The organism is uncultured Microbacterium sp., assembly GCF_947489255.1.
Classification (GTDB): Bacteria; Actinomycetota; Actinomycetes; order Actinomycetales; family Microbacteriaceae; genus Microbacterium; species Microbacterium phycohabitans.
On sequence record NZ_CANLCY010000003.1, the window covers coordinates 282,625 to 307,374 of the forward strand.

The 24,750-nt window shown below is 71.6% G+C and carries 21 protein-coding genes and 1 tRNA gene; 8 read left to right on the plus strand and 14 right to left on the minus strand.

From position 1 onward, the window contains the following. Window positions 1-20: 20 nt before the first annotated feature. From Q0818_RS08625 to Q0818_RS08650, 6 genes are all read right to left on the minus strand, one after another. Window positions 21-3,047, minus strand: a complete 3,027-nt coding sequence (locus Q0818_RS08625; RefSeq protein ID WP_298873593.1) for a glycoside hydrolase family 38 C-terminal domain-containing protein — start codon at window positions 3,045-3,047, stop codon at window positions 21-23. Between the two features lie 29 nt (window positions 3,048-3,076). Next, window positions 3,077-3,988 (minus strand): carbohydrate ABC transporter permease, encoded by a 912-nt coding sequence (locus Q0818_RS08630; RefSeq protein WP_298873594.1) that lies wholly within the window; start codon window positions 3,986-3,988, stop codon window positions 3,077-3,079. After that, window positions 3,985-4,917, minus strand: a complete 933-nt coding sequence (locus Q0818_RS08635; protein ID WP_298873596.1) for a carbohydrate ABC transporter permease — start codon at window positions 4,915-4,917, stop codon at window positions 3,985-3,987. Before Q0818_RS08635 ends, Q0818_RS08630 begins: the two co-directional genes overlap by 4 nt. A gap of 2 nt (window positions 4,918-4,919) precedes the next feature. Then, complete coding sequence (locus tag Q0818_RS08640) at window positions 4,920-6,278, minus strand: extracellular solute-binding protein (protein WP_298873598.1); 1,359 nt, start codon at window positions 6,276-6,278, stop codon at window positions 4,920-4,922. 136 nt (window positions 6,279-6,414) lie between these two features. Next, window positions 6,415-7,659: an ROK family transcriptional regulator gene (locus Q0818_RS08645; protein ID WP_298874227.1), complete on the minus strand. Its 1,245-nt coding sequence runs from the start codon at window positions 7,657-7,659 to the stop codon at window positions 6,415-6,417. Window positions 7,660-7,672: 13 nt separating this feature from the next. Next, window positions 7,673-8,605: an ROK family protein gene (locus tag Q0818_RS08650; protein ID WP_298873601.1), complete on the minus strand. Its 933-nt coding sequence runs from the start codon at window positions 8,603-8,605 to the stop codon at window positions 7,673-7,675. 166 nt (window positions 8,606-8,771) lie between these two features. On the opposite strand from Q0818_RS08650, the gene Q0818_RS08655 reads away from it, so the two are divergent. Genes Q0818_RS08655 through Q0818_RS08665 form a run of 3 tightly spaced genes read left to right on the plus strand, consistent with a single transcriptional unit; the run spans window position 8,772 to window position 13,367 of the window. Continuing rightward, the gene (locus tag Q0818_RS08655; RefSeq protein ID WP_298873603.1) at window positions 8,772-9,815 is read left to right on the plus strand and encodes a MoxR family ATPase; all 1,044 of its coding nucleotides are present in this window, start codon (window positions 8,772-8,774) and stop codon (window positions 9,813-9,815) included. Beyond that, entirely contained in the window at window positions 9,812-11,068 is a 1,257-nt protein-coding gene (locus Q0818_RS08660; RefSeq protein WP_298873605.1) for a DUF58 domain-containing protein, read from the plus strand. The genes Q0818_RS08655 and Q0818_RS08660 overlap by 4 nt, the downstream gene beginning before the upstream one ends. Then, the gene (locus Q0818_RS08665; RefSeq protein WP_298873607.1) at window positions 11,055-13,367 is read left to right on the plus strand and encodes a DUF3488 and transglutaminase-like domain-containing protein; all 2,313 of its coding nucleotides are present in this window, start codon (window positions 11,055-11,057) and stop codon (window positions 13,365-13,367) included. Before Q0818_RS08660 ends, Q0818_RS08665 begins: the two co-directional genes overlap by 14 nt. 45 nt (window positions 13,368-13,412) lie before the next feature. Here the strand turns inward: Q0818_RS08665 and Q0818_RS08670 are convergent. The 4 genes from Q0818_RS08670 to Q0818_RS08685 all read right to left on the minus strand — a co-directional run bounded on the left by Q0818_RS08670 (window position 13,413) and on the right by Q0818_RS08685 (window position 16,969). Beyond that, window positions 13,413-13,504, minus strand: a tRNA-Ser gene (locus tag Q0818_RS08670). 164 nt (window positions 13,505-13,668) lie between these two features. Beyond that, window positions 13,669-14,595 (minus strand): acetamidase/formamidase family protein, encoded by a 927-nt coding sequence (locus Q0818_RS08675; protein ID WP_298873609.1) that lies wholly within the window; start codon window positions 14,593-14,595, stop codon window positions 13,669-13,671. Continuing rightward, window positions 14,592-16,016 (minus strand): APC family permease, encoded by a 1,425-nt coding sequence (locus tag Q0818_RS08680; protein WP_298873611.1) that lies wholly within the window; start codon window positions 16,014-16,016, stop codon window positions 14,592-14,594. Before Q0818_RS08680 ends, Q0818_RS08675 begins: the two co-directional genes overlap by 4 nt. 62 nt (window positions 16,017-16,078) lie before the next feature. Continuing rightward, entirely contained in the window at window positions 16,079-16,969 is an 891-nt protein-coding gene (locus Q0818_RS08685) for a proline iminopeptidase-family hydrolase (RefSeq protein ID WP_298873613.1), read from the minus strand. Between the two features lie 78 nt (window positions 16,970-17,047). On the opposite strand from Q0818_RS08685, the gene Q0818_RS08690 reads away from it, so the two are divergent. Then, window positions 17,048-17,788, plus strand: coding sequence for a GntR family transcriptional regulator (locus Q0818_RS08690; protein ID WP_298873615.1), 741 nt, complete (start codon window positions 17,048-17,050; stop codon window positions 17,786-17,788). 33 nt (window positions 17,789-17,821) lie between these two features. Here the strand turns inward: Q0818_RS08690 and Q0818_RS08695 are convergent, their stop codons facing one another. Next, window positions 17,822-18,421, minus strand: coding sequence for a GNAT family protein (locus tag Q0818_RS08695; protein WP_298873617.1), 600 nt, complete (start codon window positions 18,419-18,421; stop codon window positions 17,822-17,824). Continuing rightward, a complete protein-coding gene (locus tag Q0818_RS08700) occupies window positions 18,418-18,789 on the minus strand; it encodes a MerR family DNA-binding transcriptional regulator (protein WP_298873619.1) in 372 nt (123 codons plus the stop codon). Before Q0818_RS08700 ends, Q0818_RS08695 begins: the two co-directional genes overlap by 4 nt. A 120-nt stretch (window positions 18,790-18,909) precedes the next feature. Between Q0818_RS08700 and Q0818_RS08705 the strand changes: the two genes are divergently transcribed. Next, on the plus strand, window positions 18,910-20,403 hold the full coding sequence (locus tag Q0818_RS08705) for a SulP family inorganic anion transporter (protein WP_298873621.1): 1,494 nt from the start codon (window positions 18,910-18,912) through the stop codon (window positions 20,401-20,403). Between the two features lie 18 nt (window positions 20,404-20,421). Here Q0818_RS08705 and Q0818_RS08710 read toward each other — a convergent pair whose 3' ends face one another. Beyond that, window positions 20,422-21,357 (minus strand): AraC family transcriptional regulator, encoded by a 936-nt coding sequence (locus Q0818_RS08710; protein WP_298873623.1) that lies wholly within the window; start codon window positions 21,355-21,357, stop codon window positions 20,422-20,424. A 453-nt stretch (window positions 21,358-21,810) separates the two neighbouring features. On the opposite strand from Q0818_RS08710, the gene Q0818_RS08715 reads away from it, so the two are divergent. Next, window positions 21,811-22,152, plus strand: coding sequence for a hypothetical protein (locus Q0818_RS08715; RefSeq protein ID WP_298873625.1), 342 nt, complete (start codon window positions 21,811-21,813; stop codon window positions 22,150-22,152). 133 nt (window positions 22,153-22,285) lie between these two features. On the opposite strand, the gene Q0818_RS08720 is transcribed toward Q0818_RS08715, so the two are convergent. Continuing rightward, entirely contained in the window at window positions 22,286-22,618 is a 333-nt protein-coding gene (locus Q0818_RS08720; RefSeq protein WP_298873627.1) for a helix-turn-helix domain-containing protein, read from the minus strand. Window positions 22,619-22,941: 323 nt separating this feature from the next. Here Q0818_RS08720 and Q0818_RS08725 point away from each other — a divergent pair, with 323 nt between their 5' ends. Continuing rightward, on the plus strand, window positions 22,942-23,127 hold the full coding sequence (locus tag Q0818_RS08725) for a hypothetical protein (RefSeq protein ID WP_298873629.1): 186 nt from the start codon (window positions 22,942-22,944) through the stop codon (window positions 23,125-23,127). 173 nt (window positions 23,128-23,300) lie between these two features. Then, a complete protein-coding gene (locus Q0818_RS08730; RefSeq protein ID WP_298873631.1) occupies window positions 23,301-24,497 on the plus strand; it encodes a glycosyltransferase in 1,197 nt (398 codons plus the stop codon). The last annotated feature ends 253 nt before the right edge of the window (window positions 24,498-24,750 follow it).

Below are 24,750 nucleotides of genomic sequence, written 5' to 3' on the forward strand. Positions count from 1 at the left end.
GGCCGCATGTCGATGGACGGTCAGCGCGACAACCGCACCGTCACGAGCTGGAACGGCCGCAGCTCGAGATCCACGATCGTGCCCTGCGTGTCGGTGATCGCGGCGGCATCCACGTCGCGCTCCAACAGGTCGGTCTCGCTCACGCGGGTGACGTCGAAGCCGGCCTCGAGACGCGCCTGCGTGCGCTCCCCCAGGGCTTCGTAGAGACGGACGACCACGTCGCCCGACCCGTCCTGCGCGAGCTTCACGGCCTCGACCACGACACCGGGAGCATCGATGGCCACCAGGGGCGCCACGGTCTCCGCCGCGGCATCCGTCACCATCCGCGCGGGCAGGTTCGTGCGGTAGCCCTCCGCGACGGCGTCGAGGACGTCCGCCCCCACGACGATGCCCACCTCGAGGTGGTGCGCGCCCTGGTCCTGCCCCGGGTCGGGGAACATCGCCGAGCGGATGATCGACAGGCGCACGAGCGAGAAGGTGCCGCCGCCGTCGCGCTCGTGGCGGGTGATGTCGTGCCCGTAGGTGGAGTCGTTGGTCACGGCGACGCCGAAGTCCGGCTCCGCGACCCGCACCCATCGGTGCGCGGCGGTCTCGAAGCGCGCCGAGTCCCACGAGGTGTTCGTGTGGGTCGGGCGCACGATGTGTCCGAACTGGATCTCGGATGCCGCCCGGTCGGTGTGCACGTCGACCGGCACGCCGAGCTTCAACAGCTTCTGCTGCTCGTGCCAGTCGACGTCCAGCGACAGACGCACGGTCCGCGCGCCCGCGGCGAGCGCGAAGCGCGTGACGATCGTGGAGTCGCCGATCGAGCGCTCCAGGACGACCGCGTCGCCGTCGACGCGCACGACGTCGGCGCTGTCGAGGCGTGTGGCGTGGCGGCGGTAGGTCTCGTCGATGTCCCACGCGTCCCACTGGGTGGGCGTGTCGCGGAACACCTCGAAGAGTCCTGCCACCTGGCCCGCGGGCACGACCTCGCGGCCGGTCACCACGTCGACGAGCGAGATGAGCAGACCCCGGGCGTCGATCACGGCGTGGACGATGCCGTTGTCGAGGACGAAGCCGTCGCCCTCGGCGCGAGGGGTGACGTCGCGCATACCCGGCGCCGACGCGATGCCCAGGGCCGGGGCGCCGGCACGGGCGTGGGGCGCGGCGTTGACGAGCAGCGTGCGGTCGCCCTCGCCGACGAGGGCGCGGAGGCTGTCGGCGATGATCTGCTCGAGCTCGGCCTGGATCGCGGCGTAGTTGCGCTCGGCATCCCGGTGCACCCAGGCGATCGAGGTGCCGGGCAGGATGTCGTGGAACTGCTGCAGCAGCACGAGCCGCCACAGGCGCTGGAGAGCGTCGGCCGGGTAGGCGGCGCCGGCGCGCACGGTGGCGGTGGCGGCCCACAGCTCGGCCTCGCGCAGCAGGTGCTCGCTGCGGCGGTTGCCCTGCTTGGTGCGCAGCTGGCTCGTGTACGTGCCGCGGTGGAACTCGAGGTACAGCTCCCCCGCCCACACGGCCGGGTCGGCGTACTCGGCCTCGGCCGTCTCGAAGAACTCGCGCGGGGTCGAGTGCTTGACGATCGGCGCGCCCTCGAGCGAGTGCGCCCGGGCGATCGTCGCGGTCATCTCGCGCGTGGGTCCCCCACCGCCGTCGCCGAAGCCGTACGGCAGGAGCGAGGTGCGCGCGCGTCCCTTGTCGGCGAAGTTGCGCTCGGCGTGCGCGAGGTCGGCCGCGGTGACCTCGGAGTTGTACTTGTCGACCGGCGGGAAGTGCGTGAAGATGCGCGATCCGTCGATGCCCTCCCAGCGGAAGGTGTGGTGCGGGATGCGGTTGGTCTCGTTCCACGAGATCTTCTGCGTGAGGAACCACCGGGCGCCGGCGGCCTTCATGATCTGCGGCAGGGCTCCGCTGTAGCCGAACGAGTCGGGCAGCCACACCTCCTCGGTGTCGATGCCGAACTCCTCGAGGAAGAAGCTCTTGCCCTCGACGAACTGCCGGGCCATGGCCTCGCCGCCGACCATATTGGTGTCGGACTCGACCCACATGCCGCCCACGGGCACGAAGCGTCCCTCGGCGACGCGCGCCTTGAGCCGCTCCCAGAGCGCCGGGTAGTGCTCCTTCATCCAGGCGAACTGCTGCGCCGACGAGCTCGCGAAGACGAACTCGGGATCCTCGTCCATGAGCGAGAGCACGTTGCTGAACGTGCGCGACACCTTGCGCGCCGTCTCGCGCACCGGCCACAGCCACGCGGAGTCGATGTGCGCGTGACCGACGGCGTGCAGCACGTGGGCACTGGATGCCGCGGGCGCCGCGAGCAGCGGGGCCAGCACGTCGCGACCGGCCTGCGCCGTGCCGCTGACGTCGTGCGGATCGACGGCGTCGATCGCGGCATCCATCCCCTCCACCAGGGTCGCGCGGCGCGCGGAGGTGGCGTCGAGCTCGGCGATGAGGCCGTGGAGGAGGCGGAAGTCCTGCAGCAGGTTCCACACCGCGAGGTCGCGGAGGCCGATCGACATCTCGCGCAGCACATAGAGAGGAGCGTCCCCCGCGGTGGCGGGGTCGCCCACGGGCGTCGGCTCGAAGGTGAAGAGGCTGCCGACGTCGGGGTTGGATGCCGCTTCGACCAGCACGTCGACCCGGCCCTCGGCGTCGACCGCGGCGGGGCTGGCGTTGTTGAACGGCGACACGCCCTTGATGGGCGCTCCGTCGCGGTTCCACACCAGCGCCTCGCACTGGAAGCCGCTCTGGCCGGCGGTGAAGCCGAGGTCGATGACGAGCTCGGCGACGGTGCCCTCGGGGAGGGCACCCGCGTCGTCGCGCCACTCGGCGGGGATCTCCCCCGCGACGGCGAACCACGTGGTCCCCCATGCCCGGCCCCACGGCGTGCCGATCGCGAACGGGCGGTAGTCGGCATCCCGCGCCTCGGCGAAGGTGACGGGCTCGCCCGGCGCCACCCACGCGGAGACGGTGAGCGGCTGGCGCAGGCGGTAGACGGAGGGAGCGAGACGCTCGCGGATGAAGCGTTCGATGCGCATCTCGATGAGCGCTGTGCGGTCGTGCATGGGGTGTGTTCCTTGTCTGGGGGGACGGGTCAGCCCTTGACGGCGCCGGCCAGGGCCGAGGTGCCGCCGAGTCCGCGCTGCACGAGGACGTACAGGCCGAGGACCGGAAGGGAGTAGACGATCGAGTAGGCCGCGAGCTGGCCGTAGGCCACGGCTCCGAACGACCCGAAGAAGTTGAAGATGCTGACCGCGGCCGGCTGGTAGTCGGGGCTGAGTAGCAACACGAAGGGGACGAAGAAGTTCCCCCACGCCTGGATGAACGTGAAGATGAACACCACGGCGATCCCGGGGCGCATGAGCGGGAGCACGATCTGCACGAGCGTGCGCATCGATCCCGCGCCGTCCATCCAGGCCGCGTGCTCGAGTTCGACCGGCACGCCGTCCATGAAGTTCTTCATCATCCAGATCGCGATCGGCAGCGCGCTCGCGGTGAGGAAGAGGATGGTGCCGCCGACGGAGTCGATGAGGTTCAGCTGCACGAACAGGCTGTAGACCGGCACCATGATCGCCGTGATCGGCAGGCACGTGCCGAAGAGCACCGCATAGAGGAAGGGCTTTCCGACGCGCATCTTGTACCGCGAGAGCGGGTAAGCCGCCAGCGAGGCGAGCACGACCGTGGCGATCGCGGTGCCGCCGGCCAGCAGCACGCTGTTCCACAGCGGGAGGAACAGCAGGTCGGGCTTCATCACCGCCGCGAAGTTGTCGAGGGTGATTACCTCGGGCATCTTGATCGCGAGCGTCGGCTGCGCGTCGAGCGAGGCCGTGACCAGCCATATGAGCGGGACGACGAACAGGATGCCGATCACGATGAGCAGCGTGTTGCTCAGCACGCGGAGGGCCCGGGTGCGCGGCGACGACAGCGACGCTTTCGCGCTCTTCGAAACCCGCGCGGCCGACCGGGTACGGCCGGTCACCTCGGGGAGGGTCGTGGTGGCGCTCATGACGAGACCTCCTCGCGCAGGGCGCGGACGTAGAAGAAGGAGAAGACCGCGCCGATGACGAGCATGATCGTGGCGATCGCGGTGCCGTAGCCCAGCTCGCCGAACTTCAGACCCTGCTGGTAGGCGAGGATCGGCAGCGTCGTGCTCTTGGTGCCGGGGCCGCCACCGGTCATGACGAAGATGAGCGTGAACACCGACAGGGTCTGAAGGGTGACGATCATCGAGTTCGTGCCGATGGTCGAGCGGATCATCGGGATGGTGACGTGGATGAGGCGCTTGAAGCCGCTCGCGCCGTCGACCTCGGCCGCCTCGGTGATCTCGGGAGGGACGTCGGACAGCGCGGCGGAGTAGACCATCATCGAGAACGCGGTGCCGCGCCAGATGTTCGCGAAGATGACCATGAGCACCGGCAGGGTGAACAACCAGCTGACGGGCTCGACGCCGAAGACGGCGAGCACGGCGTTGAGGGTGCCGTTGTCGCGGAAGAAGGCGTATGCGGCGAACGCCGCGACGATCTCGGGGAGGACCCACGCGGTCACGACGATGGTGCCGACGACGGCCGTCACCACGCGGTTGCCCGAGCGCATCATCAGGGCGAGGGCCAGACCGAGGACGTTCTGGCCGATCACGGCGGAGAAGAACACGAAGACGATCGTGTTGACGACCGCGACAGGGAAGTCGGGGGCCTTGAAGAGCTGGATGTAGTTGTCGAAGCCGACGAAGTCGCTGGCGACGGCGGTCGATCCCGACAGCGTCGCGTTGGTGAGCGAGCCCCACAGCGACACCAGGATGGGGCCGAGAAGGAAGACGGCCAGCAGCAGGGCCGCCGGCAGGAGGGGGAGCGCCCGGGCCGACGACCGGAGGCCGCGCGTCTTCACGCGCGACCCCCGGCCGGTTCCGGTCGCCCCGGGGGAAGCCAGGGCGGTCACGATCAGCCCTGCTGGGTGTTGTCTTCGCCCACGATGCCGATGACGGCCTGGTCGTAGGCGGCGGCCGCGTCGTCCACGCTGGACTGGCCGGTCATGACGGCTTCCATGGCGACCTGGATCTGGTTCGAGATCTTGTCGTAGTCCTCGGTCGCGGGGCGGAAGTGGGTGGTGTCGACGAAGCTCGAGAAGGTCTTGAAGCTCGGGTTGGCGTCGAGGTACTCGCTGGACTCGGCCACGTCGGCGCGCACGGCGATCTGGCTGTTGTCGATGCCGTAGGCGGTGGCGTTGTCCTTGTTCACGGCGGTGGAGAGGAAGTCCCACGCGGCGTCGGCGTTCTTGGTGTTCTTGCCGATCGCGAGGGTCCATCCACCCGACATGCTGGTGGTGCCGGGCGCCTGGCCGTTCTGCGTGGGCATGGCGGCGATGCCGAGGGCGTCGCTCCACTCGGGCCACGCGGCGGTGCCGCCGTCGACCCACGCGGCCGACTGCCACGAGCCGTCGAGAGCGATGGCCAGCTTGCTCGAGGGCAGCCAGTCGGCGGTCACGCTGGTGAAGATGTTGGGGTCGAGAGCCTGCTGCAGCGACGGTCCGAGACCGCCCTGGTAGACGTCGCTGACGAACTGCAGCGAGTCCTTGAAGCCCTGGCTGCCGACGACCCACTTCTTGCTGTCGGTGTCGTAGAGGGTGTCCTCGGTGCCGTACATGAGCATCTCGAGACCCTGCATGGATGCCGCTTCGCCGGCGGTCTTGCCCGAGTAGACGTTGATCGGGATGACGTCGGGGTTGGAGGCCTTGACCTTCTCGGCGGCCGAGAGCACGTCGTCCCAGGTCTTGGGCTGCCACGGCACGGGGATGCCGGCGGCCTCGAAGAGGGCCTTGTTGTACCAGAGACCGCGGGTGTCGGTGCCGAGCGAGACGCCGTAGGTCTTGCCGTCGGCTCCGAGGCCGGCCTGCTTGGCGCCGTCGGCGAACTGGGACCAGTCCTCCCACTTCGCGAGGTAATCGTCCAGCGGCAGGAGGTAGCCGGCCGCGGCGTCGGACTGGATCTTGAACGTGTCTTCGTACTGCACGTCGGGAGCGGTGCTGGCCGACTTGTTCATCAGCGCGAGCTTCGTGTAGTAGTCGGCGCCCTCGGCCTGGATCGGGACGAGCTCGACCATCATGCCCTCGTGGGCGGCCTCGCACTGCTTCTTCGCGTTCTCCATCAGCGTCTGCATCTGGTTGAACGTCGCCGTGGTCTGGTACGCCACACGGATCGTCTTCGAGTCCGCCGCGTCGCCGCTGCCACCGGAGCAGCCGGCCAGAGCCACGGTCAGGGCGGTGGCGGTCAGAAGACCGGTCGCCATCGTCAGTTTCTTCATGGAAGCTCCCTTGCTCGGGTGGAGACACCGCGTCGCCAGAACCTTTTATAAATCAAATGGACTAACTCGGCAAGTCGAAGAGTCCCGCCGTCGGTAACGATCGGGACACGCCCGACGCTCGGCGCGAGCGGCGGGGTCAGAGAGCGATCATCATGCGGGCCGGACGCGCGGCGAACGCCCCGTCGAGCATGAGGCACGCGGCCCCCACGGCGGCGACGTCGACACCGACCACGGACCGCCGCACGATGATCGGCAGCGTCGCCGTCGACGCGGGATCCGAGGCCACCCGCTCGGCGACGACGTCGGCGAGTACCCCGGCGAGGCGCTCCCAGACCGGTCCGCCCAGCACGACCTCGTCGACGTCGAGCAGGTTGTTGGTGATGACCAGGGCACGCGCGATGCGCTCCCCCGCGCGATGCAGGACCCCGGCGGCCGGATGACCCGGGTCGCGCGCGTCGCGCACGAGGCGGTCGAGGTCGGATCGCGGATCTCCCCCGACGTATCCCGCCTCCGCGATCAGCACGCGGGGTTCGATCGACACACCCAGGCACCCGCGCGACCCGCACGCGCACAGCGGGCCCTGCGGATCGACCACCACGTGGGCGATGCCCCCGGCGTTGCCGGTGCGCCCGCGCACGGGGGCGCCCGCCACCGCGAGCCCCATGCCGACACCGGCGCCGTAGTACAGGAACATCGCGTCGCTGAGCACGTCGGAGCGGTCGAACCACATCTCGCCGACCATGGCGGCGGTCACGTCCTTCTCGACGATGACGGGCAGCCCGGTCGCCGCGCCCAGGTCTTCGCGCACGTTCACGTTGTGCCACTGCGGCAGCAGCGGCGGGTCGAGCAGGCGTCCCCCGCGGGCGTCGAAGGGTCCGGGGGCGGCGACGCCCACCCCGAGCACGAGCTCGCGCGGCACGTCCGCACGGTCGACGATCGCGTCGACGGCCGCAGCCACGGCCGTCACGAGGGCTCCGGGAGCGACCTCGCGGAGCCCGGGGATCTCGTCGTGCGCGATCACCTCGCCCGCCATGTCGACCACGACGATCGTGTCGACGACCGGGTCGAGGTGCACACCGACGGCGAACCGCGAGCGCGGCTCGAGCTTGAGCAGCGTCCGCGGCTTGCCGGGGCCGGAGATGACCTTGCCCGCCTCGATGATCAACCCGTCATCGGCGAGGCGGCGGGTGACGTTGCTCAGCGTCTGCGCGCTCAGACCGGTGCGCGCCGAGAGCTCGACACGACTCAGCCCCTCCGGCGAGCGCCGGATGAGGTCGAGCACCAGGGTCTGGTTGTACTCGCCGACGGCAGGCAGGTTGGAACCCGTACGCATGTTCCCCGCCCTCACTCGCCGGCCCGCGGCGCGGTCCCTCGGTCTCAGGGTAGACCCGGCCTCAGGACTGCAGTGCGAGCGCCGCCGCGCCCAGGAGGGGGCCGTCGCCGTCGAGCCCCGAGCCGACGATGCGGCACCGGCGCGCGTAGGCGTGCAGCGACGCCGTCTCGGCGGCCGCGCGCACCTGGTCGATGTAGTCGGGGGCCACCTGCGAGAAGCCGCCCGCGATGGCGACGGCCTCGAGGTCGCACAGCGTCGCCGCCGCCGCGATCGCCTGCCCGACGGCGAGGGCCGATCGGCTGACGGCCGCGATCGCGATCGCGTCCCCCGCCGCGTGGGCGGCGGCCAGATCGAGTCCCGTCTCGCCCTCCCAACCCTGGGACTGCGCCCAGGCGACCGTCCCGGGGCCTGCCGCGACCGCCTCGAGGGTGGATGCCACGACCTCGTCGCCCTCGATGGTGCGCACGAACGTCTGGCCCAGGTGCCCCGCGTTGCCGCTGGCCCCGGGGATGGGCGCTCCGCCGAGGATGAGTCCGCCCCCCACGCCGGTCGAGACCACGATGGCCATCGCATCGTCGCAGCCCACGAGAGCGCCGCGCCAGTGCTCGGCGAGCGCGATGCACGTGCCGTCGAGCGCGAGGCGGATCGGACCGTCGATGAGGCCGCCGAGCACCTCGTCGATCGGGAGACCGGCGGCGAGGGGCAGGTTCAGCGGCGAGACGGAGCGCGAGGGGAGGTCGACCGGGCCCGCGCTGCCCACGCCGATCGCGCCGACGCGGGCGTCGGGGACGGCGGCGAGCGCCGCGACGGCGGCCTCGCGGATGTTGCGGGCGATCTCGTCGCGGTCGGCACTGCGCCCGGTCGGTCGCCGGGTCACGCTCGCCCGCTCGACCTCGCCGGCGAGGGAGACGAGGGCGGCATCCACCTTCGTCCCGCCGATGTCGACGGCGAGCACGTGCGTGACGGCGGGCAGGGACGGGGTGGTGTGCGACATGCGCGGGCTCCTCGGGTGGACCAACGCTCCCCGATCCTAGGGGCCCGAGCATCCGCCGAGTGACGCCTGTGCACCGCACCGTTTCCAGCCCTCGCCCCCGCGACGCGGGTTACGATCAGGTCACGGCGGCGACGACGCGCCTCCACCCCGCGACACAAGGGATGCCATGGACGAGACGGTCACGCCCGAGGCGGCATCACGACTCCGCCGCCCCGACACCACACCCCGACCCCCGACCGACGCCCCTCTGGATGCGGAGACCTTCGCCCGTCTGACCGGGGGAATCCTGGCATCCGTCTCCCGTGTGATCGACGGCAAGCCGGAGGCCGTGCAGAGTGCCCTGATCGCCCTGCTCGCGGAGGGCCACCTGCTGATCGAAGACGTGCCCGGGGTCGGCAAGACCATGCTGGCGCGGGCTCTCGCGGCCACGATCGACGCCGACGTGCGGCGCATCCAGTTCACCCCCGACCTGCTTCCCGGTGACATCACGGGCGTGTCGGTGTTCAACCCCGTGCAGCGGCAGTTCGAGTTCACCCCCGGTGCGGTGTTCGCCCACATCGTCATCGCCGACGAGATCAACCGCTCCTCCCCCAAGACGCAGTCCTCGCTGCTCGAGGCGATGGAGGAGCGCCAGGTGACGGTCGACGGGCGCACGCACGTGCTGCCCTCGCCCTTCCTCGTGGTCGCCACGCAGAACCCCTACGAGATGGAGGGGACGTACGCCCTGCCCGAGGCGCAGCGCGACCGTTTCCTGCTGCGCATCTCGATGGGATACCCGGATGCCGCGGCCGAGGCGCTCATGCTCCGTCAGCGCGACGCGGTCAACCCGCTCGACGGGCTCACCCCCGTCGTCTCGGCCCGCCAGGTGACCGCGATGATCGCGTGGGCGCGCGGCATGCACGTCGCCCCGGCCCTCGAGGAGTACGTCGTGGCGCTCGCGCAGGCGACGCGCAGCCACCCCGACATCCGGCTCGGTGCGAGCCCCCGGGCGACCCTGCAGCTCGTGCGGGCCGCCAAGGTGCGGGCGGCACTCGACGGCCGGTCGTACGTCATCCCCGACGACATCACGGCCCTGCTGGCGCCCGTCTTCGCCCACCGCCTGATCGCAAACCGGTCGGCGGCCGGGGGCAAGGCGGGGGCGGCGGTCGTGGCCGACGCTCTCGAGCGGATCGCCGCGAGCGTGCGCGTGCCCCTCGCCTCGCGACCGTGAGGGCCCGAGCGAGGCGGTTCTGGCCTTTCACGGTGCGCGGCACGGGGGCACTGCTGCTCGCCGTGGCGGCCTTCGTGATCGCCCAGCGCGCCGGCATCCCGGAACTGCTGTACTTCGCGACGCTCCTGGTCGCGCTGCTGGCCGCGTCGGCGATCGCGCTGCTGCTGACCCGCGGATCGGGTGCGGTCGCGCGCGTCGTCTCGCCCGAGGTGCCCGAGGTCGGGGGCTCCGCGACCGTGACGGTGCGCGCCGGGATCCACAGCGCCCTGCCGACCGCTCCCGGCCGCTGGCGCGACGCACTCCCCTCCGGCCTGTCGGGTGCGGCCGAGGGGGCGTCGCCCACGATCTCGTCGAGCCTGAGCGGCTCGGCGTCGACGATCGAGGTGCGCTACGAGATGACGGGGGCCGCTCGGGGCGTGCACGCCGTCGGACCGTTCGAGGTCACCACGACCGACCCCTTCGGACTGGTGCGCCGACGCATCGCCCTCGGCCGTACGACGCCGGTGACCGTGGCGCCCACGGTGCGCGATCTCGCGGCGCTGCCCGGGGCATCGGGCGAGGCCGGCGGGTCACGTCAGACCACGACACTGCAGATCGGCCAGGGCGCCGACAACCTCGTCGCCCGCCCCTACGCGCCGGGCGACTCGATGCGTCGCATCCACTGGCGGGCGACCGCGCACCGCGACGCGCTCATGGTGCGTCAGGAGGAGCAGGAGTCGAGCCCGGCGGCCACGGTCGTGCTCGACCGCGCCCTGTCGCGGTGGTCTCCCCAGGCCGCCCACGCGCCGGGCGGCGACGCCGCGTTCGAGACGGCCGTCTCGGCGTGCGTCTCCGCGGTCGCGCGCCTGGTGCACGAGGGGTACACGGTCGACGTGGTCGACAGCGACGGGCACCTGCTCGCCGACCCCGTGGAGGGCGGTGACGACGTGGACGCCCGCGCGACCGCGGCGGGCTTCGCGAGCCTGCGCGCTCGTCCGGACGATGCCGCGCGCCGTGTGGTCCCCGCGACCGCGGCGGCCCTGACCGGTCCCGTGATCGTGGTCACCGGGGCGTTGGACGCCGACGACCGCGCGGGTCTCGGCGCCGTGGCCCAGCGCTCCGCCCTGCCGGTGCTGCTGGTGGTGGCCGAACGCGCCGAGCTCGAGCGGCTGCGGGCGGGCGGATGGCGCGCGGCGCAGGTGCTGCCCGGCGGCGATGTGGCGGCGGCGTGGGACGACGCGATCGAACAGGGGTACGCCCGTGTCGGCCGCTGACGTGACGCAGCTGCGCACCGCGCGCCGCCGACGCGACGCCGCTTTGCTGACGGCCGGGCTGTTCGTCGCGATCATCGCGGCGCTCCTGCCGGCGTTCTCGGTGATCGCCCCCGGTCCGTGGGTGGCCGGCGCGGCGGCGCTCACCGCCGCGGTGCTCGCGGCTGGGCTGCTGGTGCGGCTCGCCCAGCTCCCCGCCATCGTCGCCAGCATCGTCGAGGCGGCGGTCTGGATCGTGGGGCTCACCCTGCTGTTCGGTCGATCGACCGCCCTGCTCGGCGTCATCCCGACTCCGGCGACCTTCGCGACCGTGCCGGGGCTGCTCTCGGGAGCGTCCGAGGAGATCCGCCTAGGCGTGGCCCCCGTGCCGCCCGAGGCGGGGCTGAGCTTCCTGCTCGTCGCCGCGGTCGCAGCCCTCGCCCTCGTGCTCGACCACGTGGTGCTCACGGCGCGCATGCCGCTGCTGGCGGGCGTCGGCCTGGTCGCGGTGTCGCTCATCCCCACGATCGCGATCCCCTCCGACGTCGACGTCGCTGGCTTCGTCCTGCTGGCCGCCTCGCTGCTCTTCCTGCTCCGCATCGACACGCGTGCCCGCGCCGCCGGGACGGTGCCGCGTCGCCCGACCGCTCGCACGCCCGGGCGGCTGGGGGTCTCGGCGACGGCGGTCGCGGTCGCCGTGGTCGCCGTCATCGTCGCCGTGGTCGCCACTCCCCTCCTCCCCCAGCCCGGCCTGCGCTTCGCCACCGGCGGGTCGGGCGGCACGGGCACGACGATCAACCCCAACCTCGAGCTCGGCAACGACCTGCGCCAGCCGCGCGAGGTCGACGTGCTCACCGTGCGCACGACGGCCCCGACCGCTCCCTACCTGCGCGCGGTGACGCTGTCGCGCTTCGACGGCGCCGTGTGGTCTCCCGACAGCGCCGACACCGTGCCCGTTCCCGGCGACGGGGCGGTCTTCAGCCCGGTCGAGACCGATGCCGACATCGCGCGCGCCGACTGGACCACCGACGTCACCGTCGACGCCCTCGATAGTCCCTGGCTGCCCGTTCCCTACCCCGCCTCGAGCGTCACCGGCCTCGACGGCGAGTGGCTCGGGATGCCGCAGAACCGCACGGTCGTCACGCGGGCCGGGTCCACGCGCGACCAGCAGTACGAGGTGCAGGCGAGCGTACCGCGACCGACGCTCGAGCAGATCCGCAGCCGCTCGGTGGGCGACCCCGGTCTGGGCGCCGACGTCAGCGCCCTGCCCGCCGACGTGCCCTCGATCATCGGCGACACGGCCCGCGAGGTGACGGCCGGTACCTCGACCCCGTACGACGCCCTGCTCGAGATGCAGACCTGGTTCCGCAGCAGCGAGTTCCGCTACTCCCTCGACGCACCGGTCGACGCGGGCTTCGACGGCGCGGGACTCGACGCCGTCGCCGACTTCCTGCAGGTGCGCGCGGGATACTGCGTGCACTACGCCTCCGCGTTCGCGGTGATGGCGCGCTCGCTCGGCATGCCCTCGCGCATCGTCGTCGGATACCTTCCGGGCACGGCCTCCAGCATCCCCCAGCAGGGCGGCACCGAGTACACGGTGACCTCGAGCCAGCTGCACGCGTGGCCCGAGGTCTACTTCCAGGGCATCGGCTGGGTGCCCTTCGAGCCGACCAACAGCCTCGGCGTGCCGACGAACTTCGCGTCGGGATCGACGTCGAACGGCGGTGCGACCCCCTCCACTCCCGAACAGGATGCCGCCGCCCCCGACGCCCAGCCCTCGACGGCGCCCTCGGCGGCCGACCGCGGCGACGTGGGTGCCGTGGATGCCGGGAGCGCGGCGACGAGCGGACGCCAGGGTGCCGCATGGGTGCCCGTCGGAATCGTGCTCCTGGCCCTGCTGGCGGCAGCCCTCGTGCCGTCGCTGCTGCGGGTCGTGTGGCGCCGTCGCCGCCTGGCGGCAGCGCGCGCGGGCGACGCCGTCGCCGCCTGGACCGCTCTGCGGGAGGATGCGGTGGACCTCGGCATCCCGGCGCCCGGCGCCGAATCGCCCCGTGCCTTCGCCGCGCGTCTCACCGCGGAGCACGGCGTCGCCGCCGACGATGCCGACCTGCTGCGCGAAGCCCTCGAGCGCGTCAGCTACGCCGGCGATGCGCCCGATGCCGAGCAGGGACCGTCGCTGGCCGCGGCCGTCGACCGCATCCGGGCGGGTCTGCTCGCGCGGGCGACCCCGGTCCGCCGCGTGCTCGCGCGCGTGCTGCCCCGCTCGCTCGTCGTGCGCCCGGGTGCCGTGGACGCCGAGCGCGAGCGCGAGAGCGTGGGCTGAACGCCGAAGAGCGCCACCCTCGGATCGAGGATGACGCTCTTCGTGTGGCGGAAGTGACAGGATTTGAACCTGCGAGGCGAGTTACCCCGCCTACATGGATTCCAGCCATGCTCCTTAGGCCGCTCGGACACACTTCCAACAGGAAAGCTTACACGGCTGCCGAGCCCGCCTGAGTCACCGGCCGGTCCGGTCGGGTGGAACAGACGTCGGGAGCGGGCACCCGCCCGGGGGCTCGGACCGCGCGGGCGACCCGATGGCGGCACGCCCCCGGCCTGCGAGCGCCCCGGACGCCCGCCCCGCCTCAGAGCACGCTCTTGGGCAGGCGGTGCAACGTCACCGCCCCGATCGCGCGGAACGGGTGCAGGGGGTCGGGGGCCTCCGACCCCGTGGGTCCGCCGAGCTCGCTGTGCACGACAGCGCTCATGAGCGCGTAGGCGTCCATCGCATCCCAGCCGTGCTCCTCCACGAGGGTGTCGAAGACGTCCTCGTAGCCGCGGCGGATGCTCTCCTGCACCGGATCGCCGAGACCGACGAAGATCCACTCGTCGGCGGTCTCGACGCGCGGCGCGCGCAAGCCGGCATCCTTCACGAGATCGACCGAGACCACCGCGACCCCGGCCGCCTCGATTGCCACGAACGACGATTCGCCGCGCGCCATCACGGCGTGGATGTCGCCGATCGACAGCAGCGCCCCCTCGACCTCGACGGGCAGGTAGACCGTGGCGCCCGGGGCCACGTCGGTGAGGTCCATGTTGCCGCCGAGGCCCGTGGTCGGCATGACCGTCGAGTTCTCGCCCCGGGCCGGAGCCGTGCCGATGCAGCCGATCATGGGGCGCGCCGGCACGACGTGCCGCGCGGTGACGTGCACCCCGTCGGCGTCGATCGGGACGCGGCGGCTGACCACGCGATCGGGCATGCGGTGCGAGAGCGCGCCCGCGCCGGGCAGGCTCTGCGACCATCCGAAGTCCGGCAGCACGATGTCGTGCACGTGCACGGCGAGGGCGTCGCCGGGTTCGGCGCCCTCGATGTACACCGGCCCCGTCACCGGGTTGATGGGGGCGGTGAGCGCGGCGAGGTCGCCGTGCTCGTGCAGCTCGCGGTAGACGGCGTCGTCGGTGTGGAACGCGACCGTCTCACCGGTGCCGGGCCGCAGCCGCAGCACGGGCGCGACGTCGGCGCGGAAGCCCGGTCGCCCGAGCTCCGCCCCGAGCACGTGGTCGGCCGTCATCGCGCGGCCACCTCGCCGCCGCCCTCTCCGGCCGTCGCGGTCGCGTGCTCGGGCAGGGGCCCGGTCGCGCCGCCGTTCTTGCGGGCGAAGATGGCGTAGACGACACCGCCGACGATGAGCCACAGGATGCCGCCGATCTTGGCGGTGATGTCGGCGTTGAGCAGCACGTAGCCGATGATGAGGAACCCGATTACCGGCACGACGAGGTGCAGCAGGTAGTTCTTCGACTTCTTCTTGCCGAGGTAGTACACCGCGACCGACACGTGCAGCAGGAGGAAGCCCAGCAGCGCGCCGAAGTTCACCAGCGACGAGATCACGGCGATCTGACCGACGAAGAACAGCACGAGCACGAGCGAGATCGCGCTGACGGAGAGGATCGCGGCGAGCGGCACCTGGCGGGAGTTCACCTTCGACAAGAACGCCGGCAGGCGACGGTCACGGCTCATCGAGTACAGCAGACGCGAGGTCGCGGCCTGAGCGGCGACGGCGTTGGCGATACCGACCGCGACGACGTTGACGGCGAGGAACGCCGTGGCCCAGCCCGAGCCCGCGGCCTGGGCGACGAGCAGGAAGAAGGCGTTGTTGACGTCGTCATCCGAGAACGCGATCGTTCCGGCCGCGAGGGCGCTGGCGAACCACGTCTGCGCGACGAAGAGCACGGCGACCACGAGCAGCGCGATGATCATGGCGCGGCCGCCCGACTTGCGGTCACCCGTGGACTCCTCGGCCATCGTCGAGATGCCGTCGAAGCCGAGGAAGCTCAGCACCGCGATCGACAGTGCGGTGGCGATGAGCGCGGGGTTGACCTTCTCGGCATCCCACACCGGGGCGATCGAGAACTCGGCGCCGGGGATCGTGCCGGAGGAGAGGGCGACCATCGCGATCACGACGAAGATGACCACGAAGACGAGCTGGATGCCGAGCATGACGCGGTTCGCGAGCTTGATCGAGCCGATGCCGAGCACGTTGATGACGGTGTTGATGATCACGAACGCGACGGCCCAGATCCACTGCGGCACGTCGGGGAAGATGCCGGCCATCGACGACGCCGCGAAGACGTACAGCAGGGTGGGGACGAGCAGGTAGTCGAGCAGGATCGCCCATCCCGCGAAGAAGCCGACGGTGGGGTGGATGCCGCGTCCGACGTACGAGAACACGGAACCGGCGATCGGGAAGGCCTTCGACATCTGCGCGTAGGCCAGCGCGGTGAAGATCATGGCCACAACGCCCGTGATGTAGACCAGCGGGACCATTCCGCTCGCGGCGTTGTAGACCACGCCGAAGATCGCCCACGGGGCGATCGGCACCATGAAGACCAGGCCGTAGACGACCAGGTCGAGAGTGGACATGGAGCGCTTCAGCTCCTGCTTGTAGCCGAAGGATTCCAGCGATTGCTGGGCTTCGGGGGCGGTCTTCGACATCGGGGCTCCTGATCGGGGTTCGGGTGGGGCGGGTGCGTGTGAAGCGGGTTCGGGGGGACGGGTCAGGGAAGGGGTGCGAGGAAGTCGGCGATCACGCCGCGGAACACGTCGGGCATCTCGAGGTGCGTGCAGTGGCTGGCGCCCGCGAACACGTGGGAGCGCGCGCCGGGGATCTGCTCGACGAACGGCGCCCAGGTCTCGGGCGTGGCCTCGTCGTACTCCCCCGCGACCACGAGCGTGGGCACCGCGATCTGCGGGAGGCGGTCGATGATCGTCCAGTCGCGGCCGGTGCCGACGACGTGGAACTCGTTCGGTCCGTTCATGGTGTGGTAGACCGTCGGGTCGGCGAGCATCTGCGCCTCGCTGTCGACGAAGTCCTGCGGCATCGGCGTGATGCGGCACACGTGCCGCTCGTAGAACACGCGCGTGGCCTCGACGTAGTCGGGGTGGTCGAGGGTGCCGTCCGCCTCGTGGCGATCGAGGGCCTCGCGGTTCTCGGCGGGCAGCTCCGCGCGCAGGCGCGCGGCGCCGTCGAGCCACAGCTGCATGGATGCCGGGGAGTTGCAGATCATCAGTCCCTGGAGTCCCGCGGGTCGTCGCACCGCGATCTCGGCGCCCAGCATGCCGCCCCAGGACTGCCCCAGCACGTGGTACTCGTCGAAGCCCAGTGCCTCGCGAAGGGTGTGGAACTCGTCGACGAACAGCTGCGGCACCCAGCGGTCGGCGGGGGCGTCGGGGTGGTGCGAGCTGCGTCCGCACCCGATCTGGTCGTAGTGCACGACGGTGCGACCGGTGATCTCGGCGAGCGCGTCGAGGTTCTTCACGTAGTCGTGGGCCATTCCGGGGCCGCCGTGGAGAACGAACAGCGGCGCCGCGCCGGAGGGCTCGGCGGGTTCGGTCAGTCGGGCCCAGGTGAATCCGTCGAGGAACGGGACGGTGATCTCGCGTTGCATGAGGTCATCGTGGACCCCTTAAAGGTGTGTTGGCAAACCTTTTCTGCGGAATTAACATGGAGGAAACGACGGGAGCCCATGGCCGAGACCGACGACGCCTCCCTGGTGGAGCGCGTGACCGAGCGCCTCATCACCGCCGTCGCGGTGGGCGAGTTCCTGCCCGGCACGCGACTGCCGGCCGAGCGCGACCTCTCGCCCCTGCTCGGCGTGGGCCGCACGACGGTGCGCGCCGCCCTCGACGACCTCTCCACGCGCGGGCTCATCGAGCGCCGTCGGGGCCGCAACGGCGGCACGTTCGTCGCCGAGCACTGGCCCGACTCGGTGGTCGTCGGCGTCGACCGGTGGTTCGAGGCGCGCTGGAGCGACCTCGTCGACGCGTGCACCGCCAGCTCGATGCTCCACTCGTCGCTGGCCCGCCTCGCCGCCGAACGACGCACGGATGCCGATATCTCGACGATGCGCGACCGCCTCGCCGCCTTCCACGCGGCCCCCTCGGGCGACCCGAAGCAGCGCGCCGACAGCCTGCTGCACCTGTCGATCATCGATGCCGCGCACAACACGGCCCTGCGCGACATCCTCCTCGAGCACGAGCGCCATCTCTCGCTGTCGGCTCCCGCGCACCCCTGGGGCGATCGCGAGAGCCATCGGCGCATGGAGTCCCGCGCGGCGCGGGAGCACGACGCGATCGTCGACGCGATCGTGACCGCCGCCCCCGACGAGGCCGCGGAACTCGCGCGTCGTCACGTGCAGATCGACCTCGAGCTCTTCACCGAGGCCCGCGAGTTCGCCCGCCGTCGCGCGGCTGCCGCGCGCGACTGACCGCCGCCGGGCACGGAGTCCGTCGCGCAGACGTCAGCCGGCGACGCCCGGCGACGGGGATGCGGCGAGCCGCGCCTCGAGCCCCTCGCGCACTCCGCCCCACTCCTCGCGCAGGATCGAGAAGTACAGCGTGTCGGACACCGAGCCGTCGGGGGCGATGCGATGCCGACGGAGGCGCCCCTCCCGCGTCGCGCCGAGCCGCTCGATGGCGCGGGCACTGCGCTCGTTGCGCGCATCGCAGCGCAGCGCCACGCGGTTCACGCCCCAGGTCTCGAAGGCATGACCGAGCAGCAGGAGCTTGGCGGCGGGGTTGGTCCGCCCGCCCTGGAAGGCGCGTCCGTACCAGGTCGTCCCGATCTCGACCCGCCCCTGCGCGGGCACGTACTCGTAGAACGTGGTCGATCCGCGAACGACGCCGGTCTCGGCATCCCGCACGGTGAAGGCGAACAGGCCGGGAGTCGCGAGCTGGCGCTCGACGTGCGCGGCGTAGGCGTCGACCGAGTCGGGCCACGGCGAGGTCATGCGGCTCCACAGCTCCGGGTCGGTGAGGGGCCACGCCTCGGCGGCGTCGGATGCCGCGGCGGGAGAGAGACGGATGCCGTGTGCCTCGAGCGCGATGTCGTGCGCGGTCATCGCGCTTCCAGCTGGGCGACGAACTCGTCGGCCGCGGCGACCTTGCGGCGCAGGTCTTCCCGGCGCTGCTGCGCCTCGTCGCGGATGTCGGCGAATCGTTCGCGCAGCGCCGCATCGTCGGGATCGGCCTCGAGGCCGTCGACGACGGTCAGCAGCTCGCCCATCTGCTCGAGCGAGTAGCCCAGCGGCTTCATCCGTCGGATCAGCAGCAGGCGCGACTCGTCGTCGGCCGTGTAGAGGCGGAAGCCGCCCTCGGTCCGAGCCGACGGACGCAGCAGGCCGATCTCGTCGTAGTGGCGCAGCGTCCGGATCGACAGTCCCGTGCGCTCGGCGAGCTCGCCGATCTGCATCGGACGCTCCTCGGTCATGACATCCCCGATCCCGCAAACCTCACGTTACGGTAGAGTTCTTCTCGGTCGCGATCGCGACCCCCCTATTCTTCCCCGCGCCGCTGCGGGTTCCCTCCGATACCCCTCAGGAGCATCGATATGACCGACGTCCTGGCGCGCCCGCGCCCCGAACCCACCGTCCTCCAGGCCCTGCGCTCCCCGCGCCTGCTCACCCGCGAGGTGCTCGCCAGTCTCGTCGTGGCGATCGCCCTCATCCCCGAGGCCATCGCCTTCTCGATCATCGCCGGGGTCGACCCGCGCCTCGGCCTGTTCTCGTCGTTCGTCATGGCCGTGGCGATCGCCTTCCTCGGCGGGCGCCCCGCAATGATCTCGGCGGCGACCGGGGCCATCGCGCTGGTCATCGCCCCCGTCGCCCGCGAACACGGCGTCGACTACCTGCTCGCAACCGTGATCCTCGGCGGCATCCTGCAGGTGATCCTGGGCCTCGCGGGCGTCGCGAAGCTCATGCGCTACATCCCCCGCAGCGTCATGGTCGGATTCGTGAACGCCCTGGCCATCCTGATCTTCATCGCGCAGGTGCCCCAGCTGATCGGCGTTCCGTGGGCGGTGTACCCCATCGCCGCGGCGGGCCTGGCGATCATGTACCTGCTGCCGCGTCTCACTAAGGCGATCCCCGCCCCGCTGGTGGCCATCGTGCTGCTCACGGGTGCCGCCGTGGTCTTCGGCATCTCGGTTCCCACCGTGGGCGACCAGGGCGCTTTGCCCGAGAGCCTGCCCGCACTGCTCATCCCGAACGTGCCCCTCACCTTCGACACGCTCGGCATCATCTTCCCGTTCGCCGTCGCGATGGCCGTCGTCGGCCTGCTGGAATCGCTCATGACCGCGGCCCTCGTCGACGACATCACCGACACGCCGTCGTCGAAGACCCGCGAATCGCTCGGCCAGGGCGCCGCGAACGTGCTGTCGGGCCTGTTCGGCGGCATGGGCGGCTGCGCGATGATCGGCCAGACGATGATCAACGTCAAGGCGTCCGGGGCGCGCACCCGCATCTCGACGTTCCTCGCCGGCGTCTTCCTGCTCATGCTGGTCCTGGTGTTCGGCGACGTCGTCGCCATCATTCCCATGGCCGCCCTCGTGGCCGTGATGATCGTCGTGTCGATCGCCACGTTCGACTGGCACAGCATCCACCCCTCGACCCTGCGCCGGATGCCGCTGAGCGAGACGATCGTCATGGTGCTGACCGTCGCCGCCACGGTGTGGACGCACAATCTCGCGATCGGCGTCGCCGTGGGCGTCATGGCCGCCGCGGTGCTCTTCGCCCGTCGGGTCGCGAGCCTGACCAGCGTCACCCGCTCGGAAGACGGCGACGTCGCCCGCTACGTCGTGGAGGGCGAGCTGTTCTTCGCCTCGAGCAACGACCTGACCACGAAGTTCGCATACCACCGCGACCCCGCGCGCGTGATCATCGACCTCTCGCGCTCGCACGTGTGGGACGCCTCGACCGTGGCCGCGCTCGACGCGGTGCGCACGAAATACGCCCACCTCGGCACGACCGTCGAGCTCGAGGGCATGAACGACACCGCAGCCCGCTTCCACGACCGCCTCAGCGGCGGACTCGGCGCCGGGCACTGACGCGGCGGCCCGGCGGGATCAGGAGCGCAGGGTCGTCGAGGGCGTCTCGCCGAACTCCCCGCGGTACATCGCGGCGAAGCGGCCGAGGTTGGAGAAACCCCAGCGCGCGGCGATCGCCGCCACCGTCTCGACCGACGGGTCGGCGCTGCGCAGTTCGGCCCGCGCGGCGTCGAGGCGCACGCGCCGCAGGTACTGCATCGGCGTACGGCCGGTGGCCGCGCGGAAGGCGTACTGCAGGCCGCGCGGCGACAGGCGCGCCGCCTCCGCGATGTCGGCGAGCACGACCGGCTCGGCCGCGTGCGCCTCGACGTAGGCCTTGGCCCGACGCACCGGAGCAGGCAGCGGTCGCGACGGCCGCCCGGCGGCGAGCGCGTCGGTGAAGGTCGTGGGGAACGTCATGAGCGAGGCCTCGAGCATGAGCGTGCGCGCCTGCTGCTGGATGAGCGGGGTGCGCTCGGGCGAGCGCAGCAGCACGTCGCGGGTGTACTCCCAGGTGCGCGACCAGTAGCGCAGCCGCTGCTCGCTCACGGGCGCGTAGCCCGTCGCCCGCACGCGCAATCCCTCGTCACCCGACAGGCGCCGCGCGGCCTCGTCGAATTCCGTCCGCGCGAACGAGACGCCGGTGCCCGCGATGCGACCGGTGAAGGCGATCTCCAGCGGACGGTCGACCACCATGAACGGCACCGCGGTGTCGATGCGCTCGCGCCGGTAGGTCCCCACGACCCGCGGACCCGCGATCCGACCGACCACCACCTGGTCGAGAGGGTCGGATTCGACCAGCATCGTCGAACCGATCGTCCAGTCGCAGAACCCGAACCCCGGCTCGGATGCCGCGTGCCACGCCAGCGCCGGCTGAATGGCATCCGCGCGGGTGATGCGTGCTCCGGGCACGATGGTCTGCCACAGGTGCTCGACCGTCTCGGCGTCGCGGGTCTCGATGTTCGTGTGCTCCACGCAGGTTTCCTAAATCGTCCGAGAATGTGCGGCAAGACCATTGCGCCGAAAGGCACACGTCGATATGGGAACGCTCTCACGCGACACGACGCACTGATCGGCGATGATGCTTCCGACCGGCGACGGTCGGCGCGGAGGACCCCCCATCCGTTTTCACCGAATCTTTCAAAATGCGGAAAATGCGCATTTCGGCGCCGTCGGCCTCAGGACGCGAGCGAACGGCCGCGAAGCGCAGCATCGCGGGCGCGCGTCGACCTCGCGCCCGGTCGCGGCGACTTTCCGCAGGCCGCAGCCGGGAGAGGTGACCGACCACTCCCGCCCCCGGAGCAGTCTCCCGGAGCGTCGCTGCGCGAACTCGCGACGCCGAGGAGGCGACGTCCGACCGCGGCGGTCCCCACCGCCGCCATAATGGGGGCGGTGCCTGTTCGGCGCCCAGTCACCCGAGGGGACCCGATGCCGTTCCGCACCGTGACGACTCTGCAGTCGTGGATCGACGATTTCCGTGCCCTCGGCTATGACGCCGACATCCTCCGCGTCATTCCCCGCGACAACGACGACGGCGGGGATGCCGGGTTGATCGCTGCCCGGCTGCGCAGCGTGTCGACGACCTTCTATGTCGCGCCCGGCGCCGAAGAGGGCGCGACCGACTGGTCGGTCACCTTCGAGCCCCGTGAAGACGCCGCTCCCCTGCCGGCGGGCCGGGTGATGGCCCTCGCGGGAGAGCTCGCGACCCTCGCCGCGCTGTGCTCGTTCCTCCAGGCTCGCTCCGAGGCGTTCCTGGCCGCCACGGAGTAGGTCGACTCGGGCGGTGTCGCACCCGCTCCCGGTGTCGGCCGTCGAGAGGCGCCGTCGCGATGCGCGTCACGCCGCGACGTCGCACGGCGGCGCGGCATCCTGACCTGCGACCGCCCCGTGTCGCGGCCGGTCGTCAGCGTTGCGCGTGCGCGATGAGCTCGTCGATGACCCGGGCCACGCGGTCGGCGACGGCCGGATCCATGTCGGCGACGGCATCCTCGATGCCCGCGTCGAACGCCCGCAGCGCAGACCACGGCGGAGAGTCCAGGTCGACGATGGCCGTGATGTGGTTCACGCGGCGGTCCTCGGCGTCGAGATCGCGCCTGACCGCCCCGCGCTGGACCAGGCGGTCGATGAGGGTGGTCACCCCGGCCGAGGTGATGCCGAGGTGGTCGCGCACGTGCGTGGGGCGCGCGCCCGGATTGTCGGCGATGAAGAGGAGGGCACGGGCGTCGAGCTCGTTCAAGGACAGAGCGCGTCGGGCCTCGGCGGCGGCGATCCGTCTCGCCTCGCCGTAGGCGAGAAGGGCGCGCCCGAGTGGCGATCCAGGGAAGGAGGACGCCGGAGCTTCGGATGACTGCACGAGCCCTGATCGTAGTGACATCGGCCCTCGTCGCGTCCGCATCCGCGGGGTGGGTCTGGTCTTTCGCCGACCCGAGCCCGGGATACGCATCATGTCACCGTTGTCAAGCGGGGAGTGGTCGAACGACCCTCGGGTTATGACGGAAGTCGAGACGCCGTCGTGAGACGGGGGGCATCCCGTCGGGAGACGGGAGTGAGGAGAACACCATGATCTATGGACAGCAGAGCGGACAGCAGGCGGGCTCGGTGTGGAGCATCGCCATGTCGACCGCCATGGGCAACGGCATCGTGCCGCGCTCGACCGATCAACCGCGCGAGCGCACGGCGCCGCGCTGGCCCTGGTCGCGCACACGTGACGCCGGTGAGGCAATGGTGGTCGCGCCCCGCGCCTGATCCACCGCCCCTTCACCCGACGCGTCGGCTCCTTCCCCCGGGAGCCGGCGCGTCGGCTCGTGTCCGGGCGTTCACACGATGGTCTTTCGGGCGTAACCCGGTCCACGGGGTCGACCCTTCAGCATGGGACGACCGCATCCGCGGCACATCTCCCCGGCCGAACGGAGACCCCGATGACGCGATCCATCCGTGTGCTCTCGCTCTACGAGGGCTTCTTCGCCGGCGGGGCACGCATCCTGCACTCCGACCTGATCGAAGGCCTCGCGCGCGACGGAGCGCAGGAGCACCGCGTGCTCTCGCTCACCGCCTCGGCCCGCCGCGACGCATCGCTGCAGCTCGCGCGCGACGACACCCGCTACCGGCGGTTGCGGGCGGCCGGTGTGCAGATCGACGCGTTCGACCGCACCGCCGGCGACCGCCCGATCGCCCCGGAGGACTACACCACGGCGGAGCTCGACCACGCGGCCGCCCTCTTCGACGACGCCGACGTCGTGCTCTCCCTCAAGGAGCAGCCGCTCAGCCTCGTCGTCGCGCTCGACCGTGCGGGCCTTCTGCCCGACATCCCCATCGCCGCGTGCCTGCACCGCTCCGACCCGGCCCACTCCGGGCCCGCTCTGCGGTGGCTGACGGATGCCGCCGCCTCCGGCGCCGTGACGGCCACCATCTCGTGCGCGACCTCGACCTCGGAGGCGTACGCGCGGGCCGGAGTGGCCGCACGCGAGGCGCGGGTCATCGACAACGGCATCGACACCCGCCGCTTCCGCCCGGGCACGCGTGCGGAGCGACGCCGCATCCGCTCGGCTCTCGGCATCCCGGAGTCGGCGCCCGTGGTGCTGCTGGCCGCGCGCTTCGATGCGATGAAGGATCCGGGACTCTTTCTTCGGGCCGTCGCCCGGCACGCGCGCCGCACCCCGGCCACGCACTACGTGATGTGCGGCTCGGGGATGACGGCCGACAACCCCGCCTTCCGTGCGCTGCGCGCCGACAGCGGCGTGGGCGACGAGGTCGCCATCCACGCGCTGGGTCTGCGCGAGGACATGCCCGAGCTGTACCGCATCGCGGATGTCGTGGCCCTCACGAGCGCCTTCGGCGAGGCGTCACCGCTCTGCCTGGTCGAGGGCGCGGCATCCGGGGCCGTGCCCGTGACCACCGACGTCGGAGACGCCGCGCGCATGGTGAGGGACTTCGGTCTCGTCACCGCGCGCGACGTCGACGCGATCGCCGAGGCCTGGGGCGACGCCCTGGCCCTGCGTCCGGCGCTGCGCGGAGCCGCCCTCGCGGCGCGTGGACGACTCGATCGCCGCCGCATGATCGACGAGTACCGGGGTGCGATCGCGGGACTGCTGCTGCGCGACGCGATCGCGGCCTGACGGCGGCGGTTCTTCGCTCCGGCACGCGGGTCGGGGGCTCGCCGAAGGCCCGGCCATCCGCGCGACCGGCGTCTGCGGCCGACTCATCGCGACCGCACCCAAGCCCCTGAGCCCGTCGAAGGGACCGGGACGCGCGCGATCAGTGGCTTCACCGAACCCGACCGACCCATCGCAACCGCACACAGGTCCCGGAGCCCGTCGAAGGGACCGGGACGCGCGATCGGCGGCTTCGCCGAACCCGACCGACCCATCG